The sequence below is a fragment of the Sphingobium sp. JS3065 genome (assembly GCF_026427355.1).
Taxonomy (GTDB): Bacteria; Pseudomonadota; Alphaproteobacteria; order Sphingomonadales; family Sphingomonadaceae; genus Sphingobium.
In genome coordinates, this window is record NZ_CP102665.1 from 854582 (window position 1) to 872947 (window position 18366).

The 18366-nt window shown below is 63.6% G+C and carries 18 protein-coding genes and 2 pseudogenes; 9 read left to right on the forward strand and 11 right to left on the reverse strand.

Annotation, left to right across the window (positions count from 1 at the left end; all coding sequences use genetic code 11):
* Nucleotides 1-167: 167 nt before the first annotated feature.
* Both NUH86_RS21310 and NUH86_RS21315 read right to left on the reverse strand, forming a co-directional pair.
* A complete protein-coding gene (locus tag NUH86_RS21310) occupies nt 168-1253 on the reverse strand; it encodes a ParB/RepB/Spo0J family partition protein (protein ID WP_267252476.1) in 1086 nt (361 codons plus the stop codon).
* A 59-nt stretch (nt 1254-1312) separates the two neighbouring features.
* Nucleotides 1313-2509: an AAA family ATPase gene (locus NUH86_RS21315; RefSeq protein ID WP_267252477.1), complete on the reverse strand. Its 1197-nt coding sequence runs from the start codon at nt 2507-2509 to the stop codon at nt 1313-1315.
* Between the two features lie 179 nt (nt 2510-2688).
* Here NUH86_RS21315 and NUH86_RS21320 point away from each other — a divergent pair, with 179 nt between their 5' ends.
* Nucleotides 2689-4029 (forward strand): anti-phage deoxyguanosine triphosphatase, encoded by a 1341-nt coding sequence (locus NUH86_RS21320; RefSeq protein WP_267252478.1) that lies wholly within the window; start codon nt 2689-2691, stop codon nt 4027-4029.
* Nucleotides 4030-4268: 239 nt separating this feature from the next.
* Here NUH86_RS21320 and NUH86_RS21325 read toward each other — a convergent pair whose 3' ends face one another.
* The 3 genes from NUH86_RS21325 to NUH86_RS21335 all read right to left on the reverse strand — a co-directional run bounded on the left by NUH86_RS21325 (nt 4269) and on the right by NUH86_RS21335 (nt 6679).
* Nucleotides 4269-5834 (reverse strand): family 16 glycosylhydrolase, encoded by a 1566-nt coding sequence (locus NUH86_RS21325; protein ID WP_267252479.1) that lies wholly within the window; start codon nt 5832-5834, stop codon nt 4269-4271.
* Nucleotides 5835-6058: 224 nt separating this feature from the next.
* Nucleotides 6059-6217, reverse strand: a complete 159-nt coding sequence (locus NUH86_RS21330; RefSeq protein ID WP_267252480.1) for a hypothetical protein — start codon at nt 6215-6217, stop codon at nt 6059-6061.
* Between the two features lie 69 nt (nt 6218-6286).
* Nucleotides 6287-6679 carry a group II truncated hemoglobin gene (locus NUH86_RS21335; RefSeq protein WP_267252481.1) on the reverse strand — a complete coding sequence of 131 codons (393 nt, stop codon included), beginning with the start codon at nt 6677-6679 and terminating at the stop codon, nt 6287-6289.
* A 116-nt stretch (nt 6680-6795) separates the two neighbouring features.
* Here NUH86_RS21335 and NUH86_RS21340 point away from each other — a divergent pair, with 116 nt between their 5' ends.
* Nucleotides 6796-7365: a thermonuclease family protein gene (locus NUH86_RS21340; protein ID WP_267252482.1), complete on the forward strand. Its 570-nt coding sequence runs from the start codon at nt 6796-6798 to the stop codon at nt 7363-7365.
* Between the two features lie 41 nt (nt 7366-7406).
* Here NUH86_RS21340 and NUH86_RS21345 read toward each other — a convergent pair whose 3' ends face one another.
* Nucleotides 7407-7892, reverse strand: coding sequence for a glycine zipper 2TM domain-containing protein (locus NUH86_RS21345; protein WP_267252483.1), 486 nt, complete (start codon nt 7890-7892; stop codon nt 7407-7409).
* A 199-nt stretch (nt 7893-8091) separates the two neighbouring features.
* Between NUH86_RS21345 and NUH86_RS21350 the strand changes: the two genes are divergently transcribed.
* Both NUH86_RS21350 and NUH86_RS21355 read left to right on the forward strand, forming a co-directional pair.
* A complete protein-coding gene (locus NUH86_RS21350) occupies nt 8092-8265 on the forward strand; it encodes a hypothetical protein (RefSeq protein WP_267252484.1) in 174 nt (57 codons plus the stop codon).
* Nucleotides 8255-8539, forward strand: a complete 285-nt coding sequence (locus NUH86_RS21355; protein WP_267252485.1) for a type II toxin-antitoxin system RelE/ParE family toxin — start codon at nt 8255-8257, stop codon at nt 8537-8539. Before NUH86_RS21350 ends, NUH86_RS21355 begins: the two co-directional genes overlap by 11 nt.
* Before the next feature lie 6 nt (nt 8540-8545).
* Here the strand turns inward: NUH86_RS21355 and NUH86_RS24925 are convergent.
* The 5 genes and pseudogenes from NUH86_RS24925 to NUH86_RS21370 all read right to left on the reverse strand — a co-directional run.
* Nucleotides 8546-8770, reverse strand: a pseudogene (locus NUH86_RS24925) (DUF6680 family protein); the annotation flags it as partial.
* Nucleotides 8746-9072 (reverse strand): annotated as a pseudogene (locus NUH86_RS24930) (DUF6680 family protein). The pseudogenes NUH86_RS24930 and NUH86_RS24925, both read right to left, overlap by 25 nt.
* A 5-nt stretch (nt 9073-9077) precedes the next feature.
* A complete protein-coding gene (locus NUH86_RS21360; RefSeq protein ID WP_267252486.1) occupies nt 9078-10133 on the reverse strand; it encodes a ribonucleotide-diphosphate reductase subunit beta in 1056 nt (351 codons plus the stop codon).
* Nucleotides 10134-10196: 63 nt separating this feature from the next.
* Nucleotides 10197-10655 carry an endonuclease domain-containing protein gene (locus NUH86_RS21365; protein ID WP_267252487.1) on the reverse strand — a complete coding sequence of 153 codons (459 nt, stop codon included), beginning with the start codon at nt 10653-10655 and terminating at the stop codon, nt 10197-10199.
* Nucleotides 10656-10716: 61 nt separating this feature from the next.
* Nucleotides 10717-12654, reverse strand: a complete 1938-nt coding sequence (locus tag NUH86_RS21370) for a ribonucleoside-diphosphate reductase subunit alpha (RefSeq protein ID WP_267252488.1) — start codon at nt 12652-12654, stop codon at nt 10717-10719.
* Nucleotides 12655-13136: 482 nt separating this feature from the next.
* Between NUH86_RS21370 and NUH86_RS21375 the strand changes: the two genes are divergently transcribed.
* The 5 genes from NUH86_RS21375 to NUH86_RS21395 all read left to right on the forward strand — a co-directional run bounded on the left by NUH86_RS21375 (nt 13137) and on the right by NUH86_RS21395 (nt 18262).
* Nucleotides 13137-13778 carry a glutathione S-transferase family protein gene (locus NUH86_RS21375; protein WP_267252490.1) on the forward strand — a complete coding sequence of 214 codons (642 nt, stop codon included), beginning with the start codon at nt 13137-13139 and terminating at the stop codon, nt 13776-13778.
* A gap of 94 nt (nt 13779-13872) precedes the next feature.
* Nucleotides 13873-15393, forward strand: a complete 1521-nt coding sequence (locus NUH86_RS21380) for a fumarate hydratase (protein WP_267252491.1) — start codon at nt 13873-13875, stop codon at nt 15391-15393.
* Between the two features lie 78 nt (nt 15394-15471).
* A complete protein-coding gene (locus NUH86_RS21385) occupies nt 15472-15906 on the forward strand; it encodes an endonuclease domain-containing protein (protein ID WP_267252492.1) in 435 nt (144 codons plus the stop codon).
* Nucleotides 15907-16803, forward strand: coding sequence for a DMT family transporter (locus NUH86_RS21390; protein ID WP_267252493.1), 897 nt, complete (start codon nt 15907-15909; stop codon nt 16801-16803). It abuts the gene before it with no gap.
* 97 nt (nt 16804-16900) lie between these two features.
* Nucleotides 16901-18262: a methyl-accepting chemotaxis protein gene (locus tag NUH86_RS21395; RefSeq protein ID WP_267252494.1), complete on the forward strand. Its 1362-nt coding sequence runs from the start codon at nt 16901-16903 to the stop codon at nt 18260-18262.
* Nucleotides 18263-18366: the final 104 nt, after the last annotated feature.

The following is an 18366-nucleotide window of genomic DNA, read 5'->3' on the forward strand; positions in this document are numbered from 1 at the left end:
TGAATGAATTGGAGAAGTGGGAAGGCCGGGTAGGGGGGTGATGATGATGTTTCCCCAGGGAAACGGTGGGGCTGTTTCCCTGGGGAAACAGGATGCGAGCGGGAACAGGCCAGCCTGAATGGCCGCCCTGCCCTTGCCCGCGCCTTTGCCCTGCCCCCCGGTTTCCATCAGCGCTGAAGCCCCATGCCCTGCCGTTCCAGATGTTCGAGCGTGTCGCGCAGCGCGTTGGCCAGCGTTTCCATGTCGGCGCCCGATCCGGCGTGGAGGCGGATGGTGATGCCCTGCCGGTTGATCGACTGCACCGTCAGCGCGGGGCGGCCATAGGGGGTGGTCCAGATGAAGGGTTCCTGCCGGGGCGCGGATTGGGCGGCGCGGGGGGCGTCGAGCAGGCGTTTGAGCACGTCGGCCGCCGGGATCGGCGATGCGCCCGCCGCCCGCAGGGCGCGTTGCTCGGTGGCGAGGCGGCCAGCTTCCGCCCGGATGGCGGGCGCGGCCTTCGCATCGTCCAGCGCCTGGGCCAGCGCATAAGCGGGCTTCAACTGCACGTCCGCCGGGGAGGCGAAGGCGTCGATCACCCCGTCATCGATCCCGGCGACCTTGATCATCTTGCTGAGCCAGCCCTTGGAGAGTTTCAGCCGTTCGGCCATGCGGGTCAGGTGGCTGCCATAATGGGATTTGAGCGCGTCGGCATAGTTGCGCGCGCGTTCCAGGTCCGACACGTCCTTGCGCGCGCGGTTTTCCAGGTCGGCGAGGCGGAAGGCGGCTTCGTCGTCAAGCTGGGCGACCTGCGCCACGAACATCATGCCGGAATAGCTGTTGGCGCGCAGCCAACTGATCGACCAGTGGCGGCGGGTGCCCGCGATCACTTCATAGTCGTGATCGGGGTCGTCCTCTATCCGGCGGACCACGGCGGGCACCTTCTGCCCGCCCTCCGCGATGATCGAATCGATCAGTTCGCGGCAATTTTCCTCGTTGAGATGGGCATAGTGCCGGGCGTTGCCGGTCCAGACGCGGACGCGGGCCGGATCGAGCAGCAATTGCGTGACCTGCCGCACTTCGCCGGAGGCGAGGCGGGCAAGGGCGGATTCGCGGCCGAGCAGCGTCGTGCCGCGAGCGCGGTCCTGACGGGACGCCGCCGGGTCGGGGGAGGGGGGCGCCCCGGGCGCCCCGGCCTCTTCCCGTTCGACGGGGGCAGGCGACTCCGCCTCATCCGACAGAAGCGCCGCCAGATAATCGGATTGTTTACGCGCCATGCCATTCCCCCTTGCCGAATCGGGAACATATCGGGAACAATTGCCGGTAGGACAGAGATTTATGCCGCATTGACAATGTCCTCCTCCCGCGCCGGGGCGACACGGCCCCAGCCCTGGCGGACCAGCGCCTCGATCTGGCCCATGGCTCCGTCCAGATTGGCGCGGCAGCGCTTGTGGGTGCGGGGCGTGCCGATCGGCTTTTCCAGTTCATAGACCGTCATCATGCGCAGCGCCGCGTGGCTGATTTCCGCACTGTCGAGGATCGGGATGGGGAGCAGGGCCGGGCCGAAGCTCTGCTCCATGATGGCGCGGACCATCGAATGGCTGGGATCGTTGCTGTCGAATTTCGAACAGAGCAGGCGGACGAAATGATAGTCCACCTCTATCCCCGCCTGCTGCAACTGGCCGATCACCTGATCCATCATGGAGAGGAACTGGACGGTCGAGCAGAAGTCGGGCGTGGTCGCGGCCAGCGGCACCAGCAGGGCGTTGGCCGCCTGCATCACCGCCAGGCTGATCGTGCCCAGCGCCGGCGGCGGATCGAGCAGCACCACGTCATAATGGCGGGCAAGGTCCATCAGCCCCTGTTTCAGCTTGCGGAAGCGCGCCGCGAGGACAGAGCCGCCGTCGCTGCCCGCCGCCGCCAGCTCATATTCCACGTCGAACAGTTCGAGGTTGGACGGGATCAGATCGACATTGGGCCAGGCGGTATGCTTGACCGCATAGAGCAGGTCGACCTGCGTCGGATCGATGGAGAGATAGGGGTAGAGCGTCTCTTCCCGCTGGATGTTGAAATGCGGGTTGAAGCCGAACAGGGTGGTGGTCGTCGCCTGGCTGTCGCAATCGACCACCAGCACGCGATAGCCCTGCACCGCGAAATAATGGGCGAGATGGGTGGTGACGGTCGACTTGCCGACGCCGCCCTTGAAATTCTGCACCGCGATGATGGCGGGCACGTCCATCGGGGCGCGTTCGGGCGAGGCGCCCAGCACCTGCCGCATGTTCAGCAATTCTTCGACCTTGTAGCCGGGGCGGCGGCCATTTTCGGTCGGCGGGGCAGGGGGAAGGCGTCCATCCTCCTCCGCCATGCGAATCCGATTCGTGGAGCAACCCAGAAGCTGCGCCGCCTCCGCAATGCCGAAGCGGATGTTGAGTTCCTTGCGGCTATCCGGCAGAAAAGCCTTGCGCCGCAGGCGTTCGACCATCTTTTCGCCGGCCTCCGCCAGATCGCCGATCTGGGTTACCACTGCGTTCATTGCTGTCCTCATGCCCGAAGTTGAAGCTTGTTTAAGACAGATATGGCATAAATCCTTCAAATCGGCAAATGATCGGGATTTGGGATGCGGATGGCGGCTCAGGCCCAGCAAATGAATCCCTTTTGCGGGACAAGCGGGCCGGGTTCGGGCTATGCACGGGCCGGTACGGAGGATTCGCCATGAACTGGTACGATCGGCAGGAAAATTGGCAGGCGCAGAGCGAGGATGCCCGGAACGAGGCGGATATCGACTATGCGCGGGTCATCCATTCCGCGTCCTTCCGCCGGTTGCAGGGCAAGACCCAGATCCTCAATCTGGGGGACAGCGATTTTTATCGCACGCGGCTGACCCATTCGCTGGAGGTCGCGCAGATCGCGGGCGGGATAGCCCGCCAGTTCCGGCAGGATTTCCCCGATCATCCCGCCATCCCCCATCTGCCCGACCATAGCCTGATCCAGGCCATCGGCATCACCCATGATCTGGGCCATCCGCCCTTCGGCCATGGCGGGGAAGTCGCGCTGAATTACTGCATGCGGCAGGCGGGCGGGTTCGAGGGCAACGGACAGACGCTGCGCATCCTGTCCCGGCTGGAGAAATTTTCCGCCGGGGCCGGGGCCAATCTGATGCGGCGGACGCTGCTGGGGGTGCTCAAATATCCGGTGCCTTTCTCCCAGGCGTGCAATCCCGCCTGCGCGCCCCGGCTGAACGACAGGCCCACCGCCATCCGCATCATCGACGGGGCCGCGTCGAAGCCGCCCAAATGCTATCTGGATACGGAGCGGGAGGTGGTGCAGTGGGTGCTGGCGCCGCTGTCCAGCGCCGACCGGGAGGCGTTCACGGCGCTGGAGACGCGGACCGGCGCGCATCATCGGGCGATCCACAAAAGCTTCGATTGCAGCATCATGGACGTGGCCGACGATATCGGTTTCGGCGTCCATGACCTGGAGGACGCCCTGGCGCTGGGGCTGATCGGCGAGGAGGAATTCCGGGCGCTGGTGCCGGAGGAGGAATGCGCGTCCTTCCTCAACCATCTGAAGCGCAAATATCCCGGCGAGTCCGAGAATAATGTCTATGAACGGCTGGTCGAGACGCTGTTCGGCGAAGGGGGCGAGCGCAAGCGTTGCATCGGGCGGATGGTCCATCATCTGATCACCCATTGCCGGATCGACGTGCTGGAGCCGTTCGAGGAGCCGCTGATCCGGTACAGGGCGGGCATGCAGGAAGGCCCGGCGCGGTTTCTGGGAGCGTTGAAGAACGCCGTCTACCGGGCGGTGATCCAGAGCGCGGGGGTGCGGCAACTGGAGTTCAAGGGGCAGCAGATGGTGGTGTCGGTGTTCGAGGCCCTGGCTTCGGAGCCGGAGACTTTGCTGCCCGCCGAGCAGGGGGCGCTGGTGCGGGCGGGGGAGGACGTGCCCAGGGTGATCTGCGATTATATCGCCGGGATGACCGACGGGGCCTTGCTGAAAGCCTATGACCGGTTGTTCAGTCCGCGCATGGGGTCGATTTTCGACCGGTTTTGAGGGGGGTGGGGGGCTTCCCTTGTACGGTGGACGAATTCGGGACTTGGCGGCTGGTCGATTGGGGTGAGAGGGTTGCGATCCACAGGATCGCGCGGACCGCAGGCCCGCTCCCCCTCATCCAACTCCGCCTAGCTTCGCTGCGCTCAGCAAGGCTCCCTATCCTTCTCCCTCGAGGGAGAAGGAATATCTTGGTTTGGCCATTTGCGGCCATTTCCGAATTTGCTTACGCTCCCTTAGCCTCAGTCCGAATAGATTTTGATGTCCTTGACGATCATGTCGCCGGAGCCGTCCGCATAGTCGCCCGTCGTCTTCACCGCGACGTTCATGATCGGGTACCAGCGGAAACCGGCGAAGGGGTTCACCGCCTGGTAGGTTTCCTTCCCGTCGATGAACCAGGTGATATAGTCGGGCTGTATGTCGACCGCGAAACGGTGGAAGCCCGTGGTGAAGCCGCCAATGCCGTAAATCTCGTCCGTGTTCATGAAGACGCCCTGCTGGAAGGTGCGGGTGATGTTCGCGCCGCCGTGCAGCGTGTTGGCGGTGTAGCGGTCGAAATCCCACCAGCTTTCGAAGCCGAACCCTTCGTAAATGTCGATTTCCGGCGGCCATCCGGCGGTCGAGATCAGCCAGAAGGCGGGCCAGGAACCGCGCCGGTTGGGCATTTGCGCGGTGAATTCATATTGGCCGTAGCCGATCTGAACCGGGCGGGTGTTGTGGCCGCTGAGCACGATCGCGCCGTAATGATAGGGGACGCCGTCCCAGGATATGGGCTGTTGCAGCTTTTGCGTGTGCATGATCAGCCCCTCGTCCGTGTAGCGGAGCGGGGCTTCTATGCCATAGTCGCGGTAGACCCAGCCGTCGAGATAGATGCCGGTTTCCTGATTGCCCGGTTGCGAGCGGCCATTGGGCAGCTTGGTCGACCAGGCCTTGTCATGGCCGGCGTCCGACCATTTCAGGGTTTCGCGGCTCATCTTCCACTGGAGCGTGGCCGAAGGCTGGAAGGTGCGCGGTTCGCGGCCCTCTGTCTGTTCCACGGTCGGCGGCTGCTGGAAATCGCATTGCACGAAGGCGCGGTCCGTGCCCATCTTGCCGCCCCAGGGGGCCTCCACGAAGCGGACGATGAAATCCGCCTGCGGCACGCCCAGCAGGATGGGCACCGAGACCGTCTTGGTCAGCGGGTCGCCGGGGCGGAAGATCACCGCCTTGTAGATGCTTTGATAGTTGATGCCCGCCACGCCCCGGACCAGGCCCGGCCCATCCTCCGTCATCACGCGCGCGATCACGGTGTTGGGCGTCGGCCGGTCCAGCGTGATCGGCACATGGGCGACGGTCGATCCGGGAAGGTAGAAGGCCGGGCCGACCGAAGCGGTGGCGAGTTCGGGATAGCGGGTGCCGCCGGCGAAGTCGAAATTGGCGAAGTCGCCCGCCTGCGCGGTGCCGGTGGCCATCGACAGGCTGGTAGTCGCGGCCGCCATTTTCGTGCTGGCGCCCCATAGGGAACGGCCGGTCGCGCCGATGCCGGCGGTGGGGGGAAGGAGCGCGGCGGGATTGCTGCTGCCAAGGGCGGTGGCCCAGGGACTGGGCAGGGGGGTTGCCAGGTCGATTTCCGGCGATGGGTCCGCCGCCTGGCCGAAGAAGCCGTTGGTGACGATGGAGGCCATGCCCGGCCTGCCTTTCGCCGCGTGGGCGGGCGCGGAGATTTTTTCGGTGTCGGCGGTGAGGGACAGGCCCCACTCGCTCAGGCAAAATATCAGCACGCACGCGAATAAAGCGCCCGCAAGCGGGCGGAGAGAGAAAATGCGCATGGTACGACCCCTGTTTTTTGAGCGGCCCAGTGCCGCCTTCGTTGAACCTCCTTGTCGAAGCGGCGGATTTGCCCCCCGCCGCTCCGGCGGCATGATGGTTGACGGTAAAATTACCTATAACATTGAATAATAATGGATTTTCAGGCGGGTGAAAAGACTGTGGCCGCCATGTGTCGATGTTCGTGCACGGTTCGCCCGAACATGTGCGGCCTTCCGCCAGGGGATCAGGTGGGGGGCGTCAGATGCCGTCTTTCCATTTCATCCAGCACGGCCTGTTCGAACCCGGACGGACGTTTCGGGTCGGCGATCCTGCGGTAGATGGCGGCGAGTTGCTCGTCCGTCAGGTCGGCCGCGGCGGCAGCGTCCTTCAGATGATCGTGCACGGCGAGTCTCCGCTTCCTTGCGGGGGCAGTGTCGCACGAAAGTTACGCAAGCTCAATCAAGCGAAAGCCTTAGGCGGCGTTCTCGGTAAACGACAGATTGACCATGGCGTGGGCCATATGATCCAGCGCCTGCGCCATCGCCTGGGCGAGTTGCGGGTCCAGGCCGGCTTGGGCGGCGATGGCGCGCGTCATGGCGGCGGACCATTGATCCGCCAGCGCGGGCGTGATCGGGAAGGCGCGGTGCAGCGACATGATGCATGGGCCGTGGTCGAACCAGTCGCGGGGACCGCCTGCCCAGCCCGACAGAAAGCGGGTGAGGCCGTGACGGACGGCGGCAAGATCGGCGGCATGGAGGGCGCGGAGGTCCGCAAAGGCGGCGTCCTGCTCGACCAGGTCGTAGAAGCGGTTGACGATGGCGGCGACGGCCGGTTCGCCGCCGATGCGGGCATAGGGGGTGGTCATGGGGCCTCCTGCTGATGGCAGGAGCGTGGCGATTGCGGCGGATCTGTCCTTGATCCGGGACAAATTCGGATATTTTGACGCGAGACGGGGCGGCGGCCTTTGGTTATGGCAGGGGCATGACGCGGGGATCGAGGAAGCAGCGGGGCGAGGTGGTTTGGCTGACGGAGGCGCGCCGGGCGGGGCAGGGCCGCTTGCGGCGGAAGAGGGCGAAGCGGTCGTCCTTCGCGATGCTGGTGATTGGCGGGATGCTGATCGGCGGCGGGCTGGGCTGGTTCGGGCCGGATGTGGCGCGGCGCTTTTCCGGGGGGCAAGCGGTGATGCCGGTGGCCCGCGATACGCTGTCGGCGCGATTTGGATTTTGTCATAGCGGCGGCGGGACCAATTGCGTGGTCGATGGCGACACTTTCTGGTTCCAGGGGGAGAGGGTGCGCGTGATGGACATCGACGCGCCGGAGACTCATCCGCCGCGCTGCGCGGAAGAGGCGGCGCTGGGCGCGCGGGCGACGCAGCGGTTGCAGGCGTTGATGAACGCCGGTCCTTTCTCGCTGGAGAGCGGGGACCGGGATACGGACCGCTATGGGCGAACGTTGCGGGTGGTGACGCGGGGCGGGCAGTCGATCGGGGAGATGCTGGTGGCCGAAGGACTGGCGCGGGAATGGGATGGGGCGCGGCGGCCCTGGTGCTGAACAGGCTGGGGGAGGGTGGCCCCTCCCCCAGTCCTTGAGCGTTAGCGGCAGTTGAGATTGCCGCGGTCGATTTCGCGGCCGAGCAGCGCGCCTGCGCCTGCACCGATGAGGACGCCGGCGGTGTTCGAATAGCCGCGATCAAGCTGGCCGCCGAGCAGGCCGCCCAGCGCCGCGCCGACGATGAGGCCGGTGGTCCCGTCCGAGCGGCGGCAATAATAGCGATCGTCATAGCCGCGATAGATGCGGGTGCCGCGGGTCACGCGAATCGGCTCGTAACCGCCGCGATAATAGCGGTCGGGGCGGTAATGGCGGCCATAGCGCGTGTCCGGGCGGTTCCAGTCGTAATGGTAGACGACGCGGCCGGGGCGTTGGTAGCGGTCATGCTTGCCGCCATGTTTCCAGTCGTCGCGGCCATGGCCCTTGCCGTGACCGGCCCAGGGCGGGGGATCGGCGGCGGCGGGCGTTGTGCTCAACGCCACGGCGCTGAGCGACAGCGCGGCGAGGGCGGTTTTGAGGGTGAACTTCATCGAGATACTCCCTTGGTTATGATGGGAGGAGAACATCCCAATGCGCATAAACGTTGCATGAACGGAACAAAACAATCCATTCATACGCCGGACAGGCAGCAGGGAGGGGAGGGAATTTCACACGCCAATTCGGTGTGAGATTGAACCGAAATGGTGTGGTCGCCTTGCAATCGGGCGGATTGAGGGGCATCTTCGTCGCATGAAGAGCCGCACGGATCCGCACGATAAACTGGCCGAGCAAGGCAGTGCGCCTGAGCGCGGCTATGCTGCGTGGAAGCGCGCGAAGATCGAGCGCGGTTTGGCGCAGGCGGAAGATAGGGCCGGGATGATCCCGGTCGAACGGATATTGCGCGACTTCGGTCTTGAACGTTAATTTCACGCCGCAGGCGCGGGACGATCTGGCGGCAATCAGGGATTGGATCGCGCAGGATGATGAGCGGGCGGCGGATCGAGTTGTTGCGCGGGTCGTGCAGACAGCGATGATGTTCGGGCAGTTTCCGTTGCTTGGGCGTACGGGGGTTGTGGAAGGCACGCGGGAGTTTTCGGTGGTCGGATTGCCTTATCTGATCGTTTATCGGATTGCGTCAGATATTGAGGTGGATGTGCTGACGATCATTCATACGCGGCGGGTATATCCTCTGTCTTAAGTCTTATCAGGCTGAGACGATGCTGGCCGGAATTGTATTTCCGACATCAACCTTTACGGATGTTTCACCTCGCAGCAGAGCTAAGGTTTCGCTGCGGAGTGATTGAATGGATGCTTGCTCATCTGCCCAACCGCGTGGAGCGTAGACACGGCTGCGAAGATCGACCCCCGTTAGATCGATGTGCAATCGACGTGCAATTTGCTGAATCAATTCGATGAAGGCTGCCTCTGCTCTTTGATATGCGTGAGCAAGATGTTCCCCACCATCAGAAAACCGCGATCGTTTAGCTTAACTATCAAGCCATTAAATGCAGAGATTATATCTGCGCGCCCAGAAAACTCCACTGGGATCATGTTCAAAGCACCCACCCAATCGGGATGTAGCCAATTTGCTCGCTATTGCATCAACGACCGGAATATCTGAATTTGCCGAGAGTAGTCGTTATCACGCTTCTGATACCAGAGCGTAATAACGACTGCCACAATCGGGCCAACCAGCGTAGCTAATATTATAGCCCAATCACCGATTCTCATCTCTCTTATTCCGCCGCGATGCCCGCTGCCTTGAACATGTCGGGGTCGCCTGCTTCATCCGCGTTGGCTGCTTCGCCGCCCTTGAGCTTGGTGCGGCGGTCGAAGGCGTCCCAGACGTCGTTCCACTGGCCGCGGGTTGCCGCCTTCGAATATTCGGTGGCGCGGGTTTCGAAGAAGTTGGCGTGCTCCACGCCGTTCAGCAGCGGGGTCAGCCAGGGGAGGGGGTGTTCGTCGATCATGTAGATCGGCTTCAGGCCCAACTGCCCCAACCGCCAGTCGGCGATGTAGCGGACATATTTCTTGATGTCCTTGGGCGTCATGCCGGGGACCGGCCCCATTTCGAACACCAGGTCGACGAAGGCATCCTCGATCCGGACGGTCTTCTGGCACATGTCCATGATGTCATCCTTGACCGACGCGGTCAGGCAGTCGCGTTCCTTCACGAAGGCGTGGAACAGGCGGATGATGCCTTCGCAGTGCAGCGTCTCGTCGCGGACGGACCAGCTGACGATCTGGCCCATGCCCTTCATCTTGTTGAAGCGCGGGAAGTTCATCAGCATCGCGAAGCTGGCGAAAAGCTGCAAACCCTCCGTAAAGCCGCCGAACATGGCCAGCGTCTTGGCGATATCCTCATCCGTGTCGACGCCGAACTGCTGGAGATAGTCGTGTTTGTCCTTCATCTCCTTATACTGCATGAAGGCGCTATATTCGCTTTCCGGCATGCCGATGGTGTCGAGCAGGTGGGAGTAAGCGGCGATGTGGACCGTTTCCATGTTGCTGAAGGCGGTCAGCATCATCTTGATTTCGGTCGGCTTGAACACGCGGCCATATTTTTCGTGGTAGCAGTCCTGCACCTCCACGTCGGCCTGGGTGAAGAAGCGGAAAATCTGCGTCAGCAGGTTGCGCTCATGGTCGCTGAGCTTCTGCGCCCAGTCGCGGCAATCCTCGCCCAGCGGCACTTCCTCCGGCAGCCAGTGAAGCTGCTGCTGGCGCTTCCAGAACTCATAGGCCCAGGGATATTCGAAGGGCTTGTAGACCTTGCTGGCTTGAAGAAGGGACATGGTGGTTACTCCGAATATTCTCTTATACACCTCTCCCACCGGGAGAGGGAGGGGCCCGCGCCGTCAGGCGTGGGAGGGTGAGGGTGTTGGATGGGTTGCGCTTCGACTGTCCTCACCCTTCCGGCGCTTTGCGCCTCCCTCCTCGAACGGAGGCACGTGACTCCGTTCGACCTGCAGGGAGAGGGAAATCTGGGTCAGGACTCCGTCAAGATTTTCCATCACTTCGTGGTTCCAGAAGCGGAGAACGTGATAGCCTTCTGCTTCGAAATAGCGGGTGCGGGCGGCGTCCTGTTCGGTGCGTTCCGCGTGGGTGGCGCCGTCGACTTCGATGACCAGTTTGGCGGCGAAGCAGAGAAAGTCCGCTACATAGGGGCCGTGAGGGACCTGGCGGCGGAATTTCGCTTCCGGGAGCTTTTCGCGCAGGGCGTTCCAGAGGCGTTTTTCCGCCTCCGTGGCGTTGCGGCGGAGGGTTTTGGCGCGATCGACCGAGCCTGAGGGGAGATCGCGGTAGTTGCGCATCATCCTCACCCTTCCGCCGCTGCGCGGCTCCCTCCCTCTCCTGGAAGGAGAGGGATTTTGGTGCTTACTGGCAGGCGAGGCACTCGTCATAGTCGGTGGTCTCGCCAATTTCGAATTTCGGGGCGTCGATGGTGTTGTCCGCTTCCACGCCGCCAGCGAAGCCGGCGCGCTGGACCGACTTGGAGCGGAGATAATAGAGCGACTTGATGCCCAGTTCCCACGCCCGGTAGTGGAGCATCAGCAGATCCCATTTTTCCACGTCCGCCGGGATGAACAGGTTCAGCGACTGCGCCTGGTCGATGAAGGGCGTACGGTCGGCGGCCAGTTCGAGCAGCCAGCGCTGGTCGATTTCGAAGCTGGTCTTGAACGTGTCCTTCTCTTCCTGGGTCAGGAAGTCGAGATGCTGGACGCTGCCACCCTTTTCCAGGATGGAGTTCCAGACGGCGGTGCTGTCCTTGGCCTTGGCCACCAGCAGCTTTTCCAGATAGGGGTTCTTGATCGCGAAGCTGCCCGACAGCGTCTTGTGGGTGTAGATGTTCGCCGGGATCGGTTCGATGCAGGCGCTGGTGCCGCCGCAGATGATGCTGATCGACGCGGTGGGCGCGATCGCCATCTTGCAGGAGAAGCGTTCCATCACCCCCATGTCGGCGGCGTCCGGGCACGGGCCGCGCTCGACCGCGAGCTGCATCGAGGCTTCGGCGGCCTTTTCGCTGATATGTTTGAAGATGCGCAGGTTCCAGCTTTTCGCCATCGCGCCTTCAAACGGAAGTCCCCGGGCCTGGAGGAAGGAGTGGAACCCCATCACCCCCAGGCCCACTGACCGTTCACGGCTCGCACTATATTTCGCCCGCGCCATTTCCGGCGGCGCGCGGTCGATATAGTCCTGCAGCACATTGTCGAGGAAGCGCATGACATCCTCGACAAACTGCTTGTCGTCCTTCCACTCATCCCAGGTTTCGAGATTGAGGGAAGACAGACAGCAGACTGCCGTGCGGTCATTGCCGATATGGTCGCGACCCGTCGGCAAAGTGATTTCGGAGCAAAGGTTCGACGTCGACACCTTGAGGCCCAGATCGCGGTGATGCTTGGGCATCATGCGGTTCACGGTGTCGTTGAAGACGATATAGGGTTCGCCTGTGGCCAGGCGGACCTCCACCAGTTTCTGGAACAGGGCGCGGGCGTTGACGGAGCCGCGCACCGACTGGTCCTTCGGGCTGCGCAGCGCGAATTCCTTGCCGTCGCGGACCGCCGCCATGAATTCGTCGGTCAGCAGGACGCCGTGGTGCAGGTTCAGCGCCTTGCGGTTGAAGTCGCCGCTGGTCTTGCGGATTTCCAGAAACTCCTCGATCTCCGGATGGGAGATGTCGAGATAGCAGGCGGCGGAACCGCGGCGCAGGCTGCCCTGGCTGATCGCGAGGGTCAGCGAGTCCATCACGCGGACGAAGGGGATGATGCCGCTGGTCTTGCCGTTGAGGCCCACCGGTTCGCCGATGCCGCGCACATTGCCCCAATAGGTGCCGATGCCGCCGCCCCGGCTGGCGAGCCAGACATTCTCGTTCCAGGTGTTGACGATGCCTTCCAGGCTGTCGTCCACGCTGTTGAGATAGCAACTGATCGGCAGGCCGCGACCGGTGCCGCCGTTCGACAGGACCGGCGTGGCGGGCATGAACCAGAGGCGCGAGATATAGTCGTAGACGCGCTGGGCATGGTCGGCGTCGTCCGCATAGGCGGCAGCGACGCGGGCGAACAGATCCTGATAGGATTCGCCGGGCAGCAGATAGCGGTCCTGCAACGTGTCCTTGCCGAAATCGGTCAGCAGCGCGTCGCGGCTGTTATCGGTCTCGACATGGAAGCGGCGCTCCAGCACGGTGGACGAGCTGGGCGTGGGATCGGCCTTGGGAGTCGGCGCTGCCTTTTTCTGTTCCGCCACGGTTTCGACCACTTCGTCAATCACGGTTGCCACGTCGTTTGCACTCACCTGTTCGCTGTCTCGAAAATCCATGACCAGCCCCCGAATGTTCCTGTTTCGTTCGATTCGGTCAAGCCCTTGCCGGCCCGGGCCGAAAGAAGTTAGCATTTTCGACCCGGTCAGGCACGGAGATGGGGCCAGCAGCCCGGATCGCAAGGGCAAAACCCCCTCCTTCCGGGAACCAGCCCGGTTGGCGCGATCACAATCTGTTGGGTAACCCCCGTTAACCCGATACAAGGGATAGTGCCACAGCTTCATTTGCTTGCAAGGGGGTAAATGACAATATGAGGACTCGGTTCGTCGCCGCGGGGACTCATTTCACCGACGGTTCGGCACGCCGCATCGCAGCGACGCATGGACTTTGCTGGAGTATGGAAAAGGCAAGAGGGACAATTGCGCCGGTAAAATAAATTTGGCTTGCCACGCAATTGCGTGGGAGGGTCGATTCACCTGTGCCGGATGCGACCGAAAGATGACAATATGCTGTGTCCGCCATCGCCGGAGGGAAGGCCGCCATGATTCTCTATTATCATCCGCTATCCTCCTGTTGCTGGAAGGTGCTGATCGCCCTTTATGAAAATGGCACGGCGTTCGTGCCCCGGATGCTGGAGGAGCCGGGCGCGGCGGAGGAATGGCTGGCGCTGTGGCCGATCGGGAAATTCCCGGTGCTGCGCGACGGCGGCAGGGTGGTCGCGGAAACCAGCGTCATCATCGAATATCTGGGGCAGCATCATCCCGGACCGTTTCGGGCGATTCCGCAGGATGCCGACGCCGCGCTGGAGGTGCGGCTGATGGACCGGCTGTTCGACCAATATGTGATGACGCCGATGCAGAGCCTGGTCGGGGACCGCATCCGGCCCGAAGGCGTGGCGCGCGATCCCCATGGGGTGGAGCAGGCGAAGATGCTGCTGCGCAAGGCCTATGCGTTGCTGGAGGCGCGGATGGCGGGGCGGCGCTGGGCGGCGGGGGAGGCATTCTCGCTGGCCGATTGCGCCGCGGCGCCCGCGCTCTTCTATGCGGACAGGATCGTGCCGGTGCGGGAGGGGTTTCCGGGGCTGGGCGCCTATCTCGACCGGCTGGAGGCGAGGGAGAGCTTTGCAAGGGTGCTGCGGGAAAAGGAGCCGTGGTGGCATCTGTTTCCCTATGCCGATGGGTAGCGGCTCACTCTGGACTCATGCGTCCAAAGGCCTATAGCCGCGCCTGCATGGACCCGCCGTGCAGGGCGGGCCGCTAGTTTGGGGACCAGGGTAGATGACCGTCATCAAGACCGCCGATCTGATCGAGAGCGTTGCCGATGCGCTCCAGTTCATCAGCTATTATCATCCGATGGATTATATCCGCGCGCTGGGCAAAGCCTATGACGCGGAGGCCAATCCGGCGGCGAAGGACGCCATCGCCCAGATCCTGACCAACAGCCGCATGTGCGCGGAGGGGCATCGCCCGATCTGCCAGGATACCGGCATCGTCAATGTCTTCGTCAAATGGGGCATGGAATGCCGCCTGGACGATAACAGCCGCTCCATGCAGGAGGTGATCGACGATGGCGTGCGCAAGGCCTATCTGAACCCGGAGAACCGCCTGCGCGCCTCGATCCTGAAAGACCCGGCGTTCAGCCGCGTCAATACGAAGGACAACACGCCCTGCGTGCTGACTGTCGAGATGGTGCCGGGCAACAAGGTGACCGTCGACGTCGCGGCCAAGGGCGGCGGGTCGGAGAACAAGACCAAGTTCAAGATGATGAACCCCAGCGATTCCATCGTCGACTGGGTGCTGGAGATGATCCCGCAGATGGGCGCGGGCTGGTGCCCGCCCGGCATGCTGGGCATCGGCATCGGCGGAACGGCGGAAAAGGCGGTGGCGCTGGCCAAGGAATCGCTGATGGAGCCCATCGACATGGGCGAATTGAAGGCGCGCGGGCCGCAGAACGAGATCGAGAAGCTGCGCATCGAGATTTTCGACAAGGTCAATGCGCTGGGCATCGGCGCGCAGGGGCTGGGCGGGCTTTCGACCATATTGGACGTCAAGATCTACGACTATCCCTGCCATGCGGCGGGCAAGCCGGTGGCGATGATCCCCAACTGCGCGGCGACCCGCCATGCGCATTTCACGCTGGACGGGTCGGGTCCGGCCTATCTGGAGGCGCCGAAGATTTCGGAATGGCCGCAGGTCGACTGGAAGCCGAGCAAGGAAGCGATCCGGGTCGACCTCGACGAGCTGACGCCCGAAGTGGTGCAGAGCTGGAAGCATGGCGACCGGTTGCTGCTGAACGGCAAGATGCTGACCGGGCGTGACGCCGCGCACAAGCGGATTCAGGACATGCTGGCGCGGGGCGAGGAGCTGCCGGTCGATTTCAAGGGCCGCGTCATCTATTATGTCGGGCCGGTCGATCCGGTGCGCGACGAGGTGGTGGGACCGGCCGGGCCGACGACCGCGACGCGCATGGACAAGTTCATGGACATGATGCTGGAGCAGGGGCTGGCGGCGTGCGTCGGCAAGGCGGAGCGCGGGCCTGCGGCGACGGATTCCATCGCCAAGCATAAGAGCGCCTATCTGATGGCGGTCGGCGGCGCGGCCTATCTGGTGGCGCGGGCGATCAAGGCGGCCAAGGTGGTCGGCTTCGAAGACCTGGGCATGGAGGCGATCTACGAGTTCGAGGTACAGGACATGCCCGTGACCGTCGCCGTGGATAGCGAAGGCCAGAATGTCCACCGGCTCGCCCCGCTGGTGTGGCAGGAGAAGATCCGGAAGGAAGGGCTTCTCGAAAAGGCGTGAGGCTTTTCTTGTTCCTCCCCATGCTTGCATGGGGAGGGGGACCGTTTGCGAAGCAAATGGTGGAGGGGAAAGGGCGCTATGCCTCCCAAAAGGAAGACGGTGGCGCAGGCGCGGGGATTGCGCCGGGAGTTGTCGCCGCCTGAGGTTGCGCTCTGGCAATGGATGCGGGAGCGGCCTGATGGGGTGAAGTTCAGGCGGCAGCATCCGGTTGGGCCTTTCGTGTTGGATTTCTATTGTGCTTCGGCGCGGCTGGGGGTGGAGGTCGATGGCTCTGGGCATGATAGCGCCGACCGAGTGGTTCGGGATGAACGACGGGATGCTTGGCTCAACGCTCAGAATATCCATGTTCTGCGGATCAAGGCCGTCGATGTTCTTCGGGAGTTTGAAGCCGTGACGGTGCATATCCTGCACCACTGTCGCGCATTTCCCCTCCACCACTCGCTTCGCGAGCGTCGAAGAGAGTCACGTGCCTCTCTTCGACCCTCCCCATCTTTCGATGGGGAGGATTTTTAGGTGATCTGGTTGGCGGCGGCTTTGTTGGCGGGGGTGGCGCAGGCTTGGCGGACGGCGGTGCAGCGGCGGGTCAGTCATGATCTGTCCGTCAATGCGGCGGGGGTGGTGCGCTATCTTTATGGGCTGCCTTTTGCGGTGATGTTGCTGGCGGGGTATCGGCTGGTTTTTGCCGGGCCTTGGCCCTCGCCCGATGCTTCTTTCCTGCTCTTTTGCCTGGGGGGCGGGTTGGCGCAGATCATTGCGACCAATTTGCTGATCATGGCCTTTGCCCATCGCAATTTCGTCGTCGGCACCGCTTATTCCAAGACGGAGGCGGTGCAGGGCGCCATCCTTTCCTTCCTGCTGATGGGCGAGCGGCTGCATCCGCTGGCCTGGGTGGGGATCGGTTGCGGGGTGATGGGCGTCATGCTGCTGTCGGGCGGGGGCAAGCGGGTGGGCTTCATCCGCGCCTTGGGGCAACCGGCGGCGCTGTGCGGGATCGCTTCGGGTTTCTTCTTCGCGCTGACGGCCATCGCTGTCCGGCGGGCGACGCAGCAGGTGGGGGGTGGCGATCCGGTCCTGGCCGCGCTGATCGTGCTGGTGGTGACCGTCGCTTTGCAGACCGTGATGCAGGGCGGCTATCTGCTGCTGCGCGAGCGGGAGCAGATGCGCGCCGTGCTGCGCGGCTGGCGGGTTTCGGGGCAGGTCGGGCTGCTTTCCGCGCTGGGTTCGGCCTGCTGGTTCACCGGATTCGCGACGGCGCCGGTCGCGCTGGTGCGGATCGTCGGGCAGGTCGAGGTGGCCTTCACTTTGGGCTTCGGCCATTTCTATCTGGGCGAGCGGGTGGCGCGCAGCGAGGTCATGGGGCTGATGCTGGTGGCGGGCGGGGTAGTGCTGGCGCTGATGGGATCCTTGTAACGGCCCGCCGCATCGCTAACGGATATTTTACTATCGACCGATAGCCCTTTTTCCCGTGGAAAATCAGGCAAGAAACCGGAGCGTCGAGCAGGCGGTGATGAAGGTGGCCAGGCTGTCGGGCGACCTGGGCATCCGCACGCTGGATTTGCAGGCGGACATCAGTGAACTGGCGGACCGCGTCACCCATCAGGCCCGCACGATCGAGGCGATCAGCGGCGCGGCGGCGCAATTGTCCGACGACGGCGAAAGCGTGTCGCTGGCCGGGCAGGATGCGCGGGAGAAGGCGGTCGCGGCGCGGAGCATCATCGATGATTCCGGGCGGCAATTGTCCGACGCCAACGGCAATTTCGTGGACCTGATCGAGCGGGTCGGCAGCGTGCATGAGCGGCTGGACGGCTTTCGCGACGCATTGAAGACCGTGGCCCATGTGACCGGCGTGATCAGGGGCATCGCCAGCCAGACCAATTTGCTGGCGCTGAACGCCACCATAGAGGCGGCGCGGGCGGGCGATGCCGGGCGTGGATTCGCGGTGGTCGCCGCGGAGGTCAAGAAGCTGGCGCAGGAAACCGCCGCCGCCACCCAGACCATCGACCAGTCGATCGGCGCGCTGACCGGCGAGGCGGGCAAGATGCTGGAGGGCATCGTCCATGGCGCGGAGACGGCGCGCACGGCGCTGAACGACACGAAGAATATCGAGTTGCTGGTCGAGCGGCTGGGCGCGTTGATGGAGGATTTGTCCAGCAACAGCGAGGGGGTGGCGGCGCGCATCGCCTCCATCGTCGGATCGGTGGACGAGATACGCGGCGGGCTGGCAGCGCTGGCCAGCACCTCCACCGACAATGCGGGGGGCCTGCAAAGGCTGTCGGGCCGCATTTCCACCGCCAGCGACGACACCAACCAGTTGCTGCAACTGGTGGCGGAAAGCGGCGTGGAGATTCCCGACACGCCCTATATCGATTTCTGCCTGGACGCCGCCCAGGCGGTGAGCGCGGCGCTGGACCAGGCCATTGCCGAGGGGCGGCTGAGAGAAGGCGAATTGTTCAGCGAAGCCTATGCGCCGATCCCCGGCACGCAGCCGGTGCAATATAGCCATCCGGTCCAGCCGGTGCTGATCCCGGCGGCGCGGGTGCAGCAGGAGCGGGCGCGGGCCTTTCCGGGGCTGTTCGGCATGACCTTCACCGACCGCAACAGTTTCGGCGCGGTGGCCATGCCGGAACGGTCGCATCCGCAGCGGCCGGGCGACGACGACTGGAATTTCGAATATTCGCGCCAGGGGCTGATCTTCGATTTTCCCGACACGCGGGAACAGTGCCGGATCACCCAGCCCTTCTGCATCAAGGCCTATCGGCGGCTGAACGCGGCGGGGGAGGTGATCCTGCTGAAGCAGGTGATCGCGTCCATCCATGTGCGTGGGCGGCATTGGGGGATTTTGCAGATGGCCTATCAGGATCAGGGGTAGGGGTTGGTCTAAAGCGGACCTATCCTATTCCTCCCCATCGGGAGATGGGGAGTTGAACGGAGGCGCGTGACTCCGTTCAACAGCGCGAAGCGCTGACGGAGGGG

What these genes read in the sequence shown, in the direction of transcription:
- NUH86_RS21335 (WP_267252481.1), bottom strand. Translation starts at nt 6,679, where the DNA reads ATGACCACCCCCTATGCCCGCATCGGCGGCGAACCGGCCGTCGCCGCC.
- NUH86_RS21395 (WP_267252494.1), top strand. Translation starts at nt 16,901, where the DNA reads ATGAAGGTGGCCAGGCTGTCGGGCGACCTGGGCATCCGCACGCTGGAT.
- NUH86_RS21315 (WP_267252477.1), bottom strand. Translation starts at nt 2,509, where the DNA reads ATGAACGCAGTGGTAACCCAGATCGGCGATCTGGCGGAGGCCGGCGAA.
- NUH86_RS21310 (WP_267252476.1), bottom strand. Translation starts at nt 1,253, where the DNA reads ATGGCGCGTAAACAATCCGATTATCTGGCGGCGCTTCTGTCGGATGAG.
- NUH86_RS21340 (WP_267252482.1), top strand. Translation starts at nt 6,796, where the DNA reads ATGACGCGGGGATCGAGGAAGCAGCGGGGCGAGGTGGTTTGGCTGACG.
- NUH86_RS21325 (WP_267252479.1), bottom strand. Translation starts at nt 5,834, where the DNA reads ATGCGCATTTTCTCTCTCCGCCCGCTTGCGGGCGCTTTATTCGCGTGC.
- NUH86_RS21375 (WP_267252490.1), top strand. Translation starts at nt 13,137, where the DNA reads ATGATTCTCTATTATCATCCGCTATCCTCCTGTTGCTGGAAGGTGCTG.
- NUH86_RS21385 (WP_267252492.1), top strand. Translation starts at nt 15,472, where the DNA reads ATGCCTCCCAAAAGGAAGACGGTGGCGCAGGCGCGGGGATTGCGCCGG.
- NUH86_RS21320 (WP_267252478.1), top strand. Translation starts at nt 2,689, where the DNA reads ATGAACTGGTACGATCGGCAGGAAAATTGGCAGGCGCAGAGCGAGGAT.
- NUH86_RS21380 (WP_267252491.1), top strand. Translation starts at nt 13,873, where the DNA reads ATGACCGTCATCAAGACCGCCGATCTGATCGAGAGCGTTGCCGATGCG.
- NUH86_RS21345 (WP_267252483.1), bottom strand. Translation starts at nt 7,892, where the DNA reads ATGAAGTTCACCCTCAAAACCGCCCTCGCCGCGCTGTCGCTCAGCGCC.
- NUH86_RS21365 (WP_267252487.1), bottom strand. Translation starts at nt 10,655, where the DNA reads ATGATGCGCAACTACCGCGATCTCCCCTCAGGCTCGGTCGATCGCGCC.
- NUH86_RS21370 (WP_267252488.1), bottom strand. Translation starts at nt 12,654, where the DNA reads ATGGATTTTCGAGACAGCGAACAGGTGAGTGCAAACGACGTGGCAACC.
- NUH86_RS21350 (WP_267252484.1), top strand. Translation starts at nt 8,092, where the DNA reads ATGAAGAGCCGCACGGATCCGCACGATAAACTGGCCGAGCAAGGCAGT.
- NUH86_RS21360 (WP_267252486.1), bottom strand. Translation starts at nt 10,133, where the DNA reads ATGTCCCTTCTTCAAGCCAGCAAGGTCTACAAGCCCTTCGAATATCCC.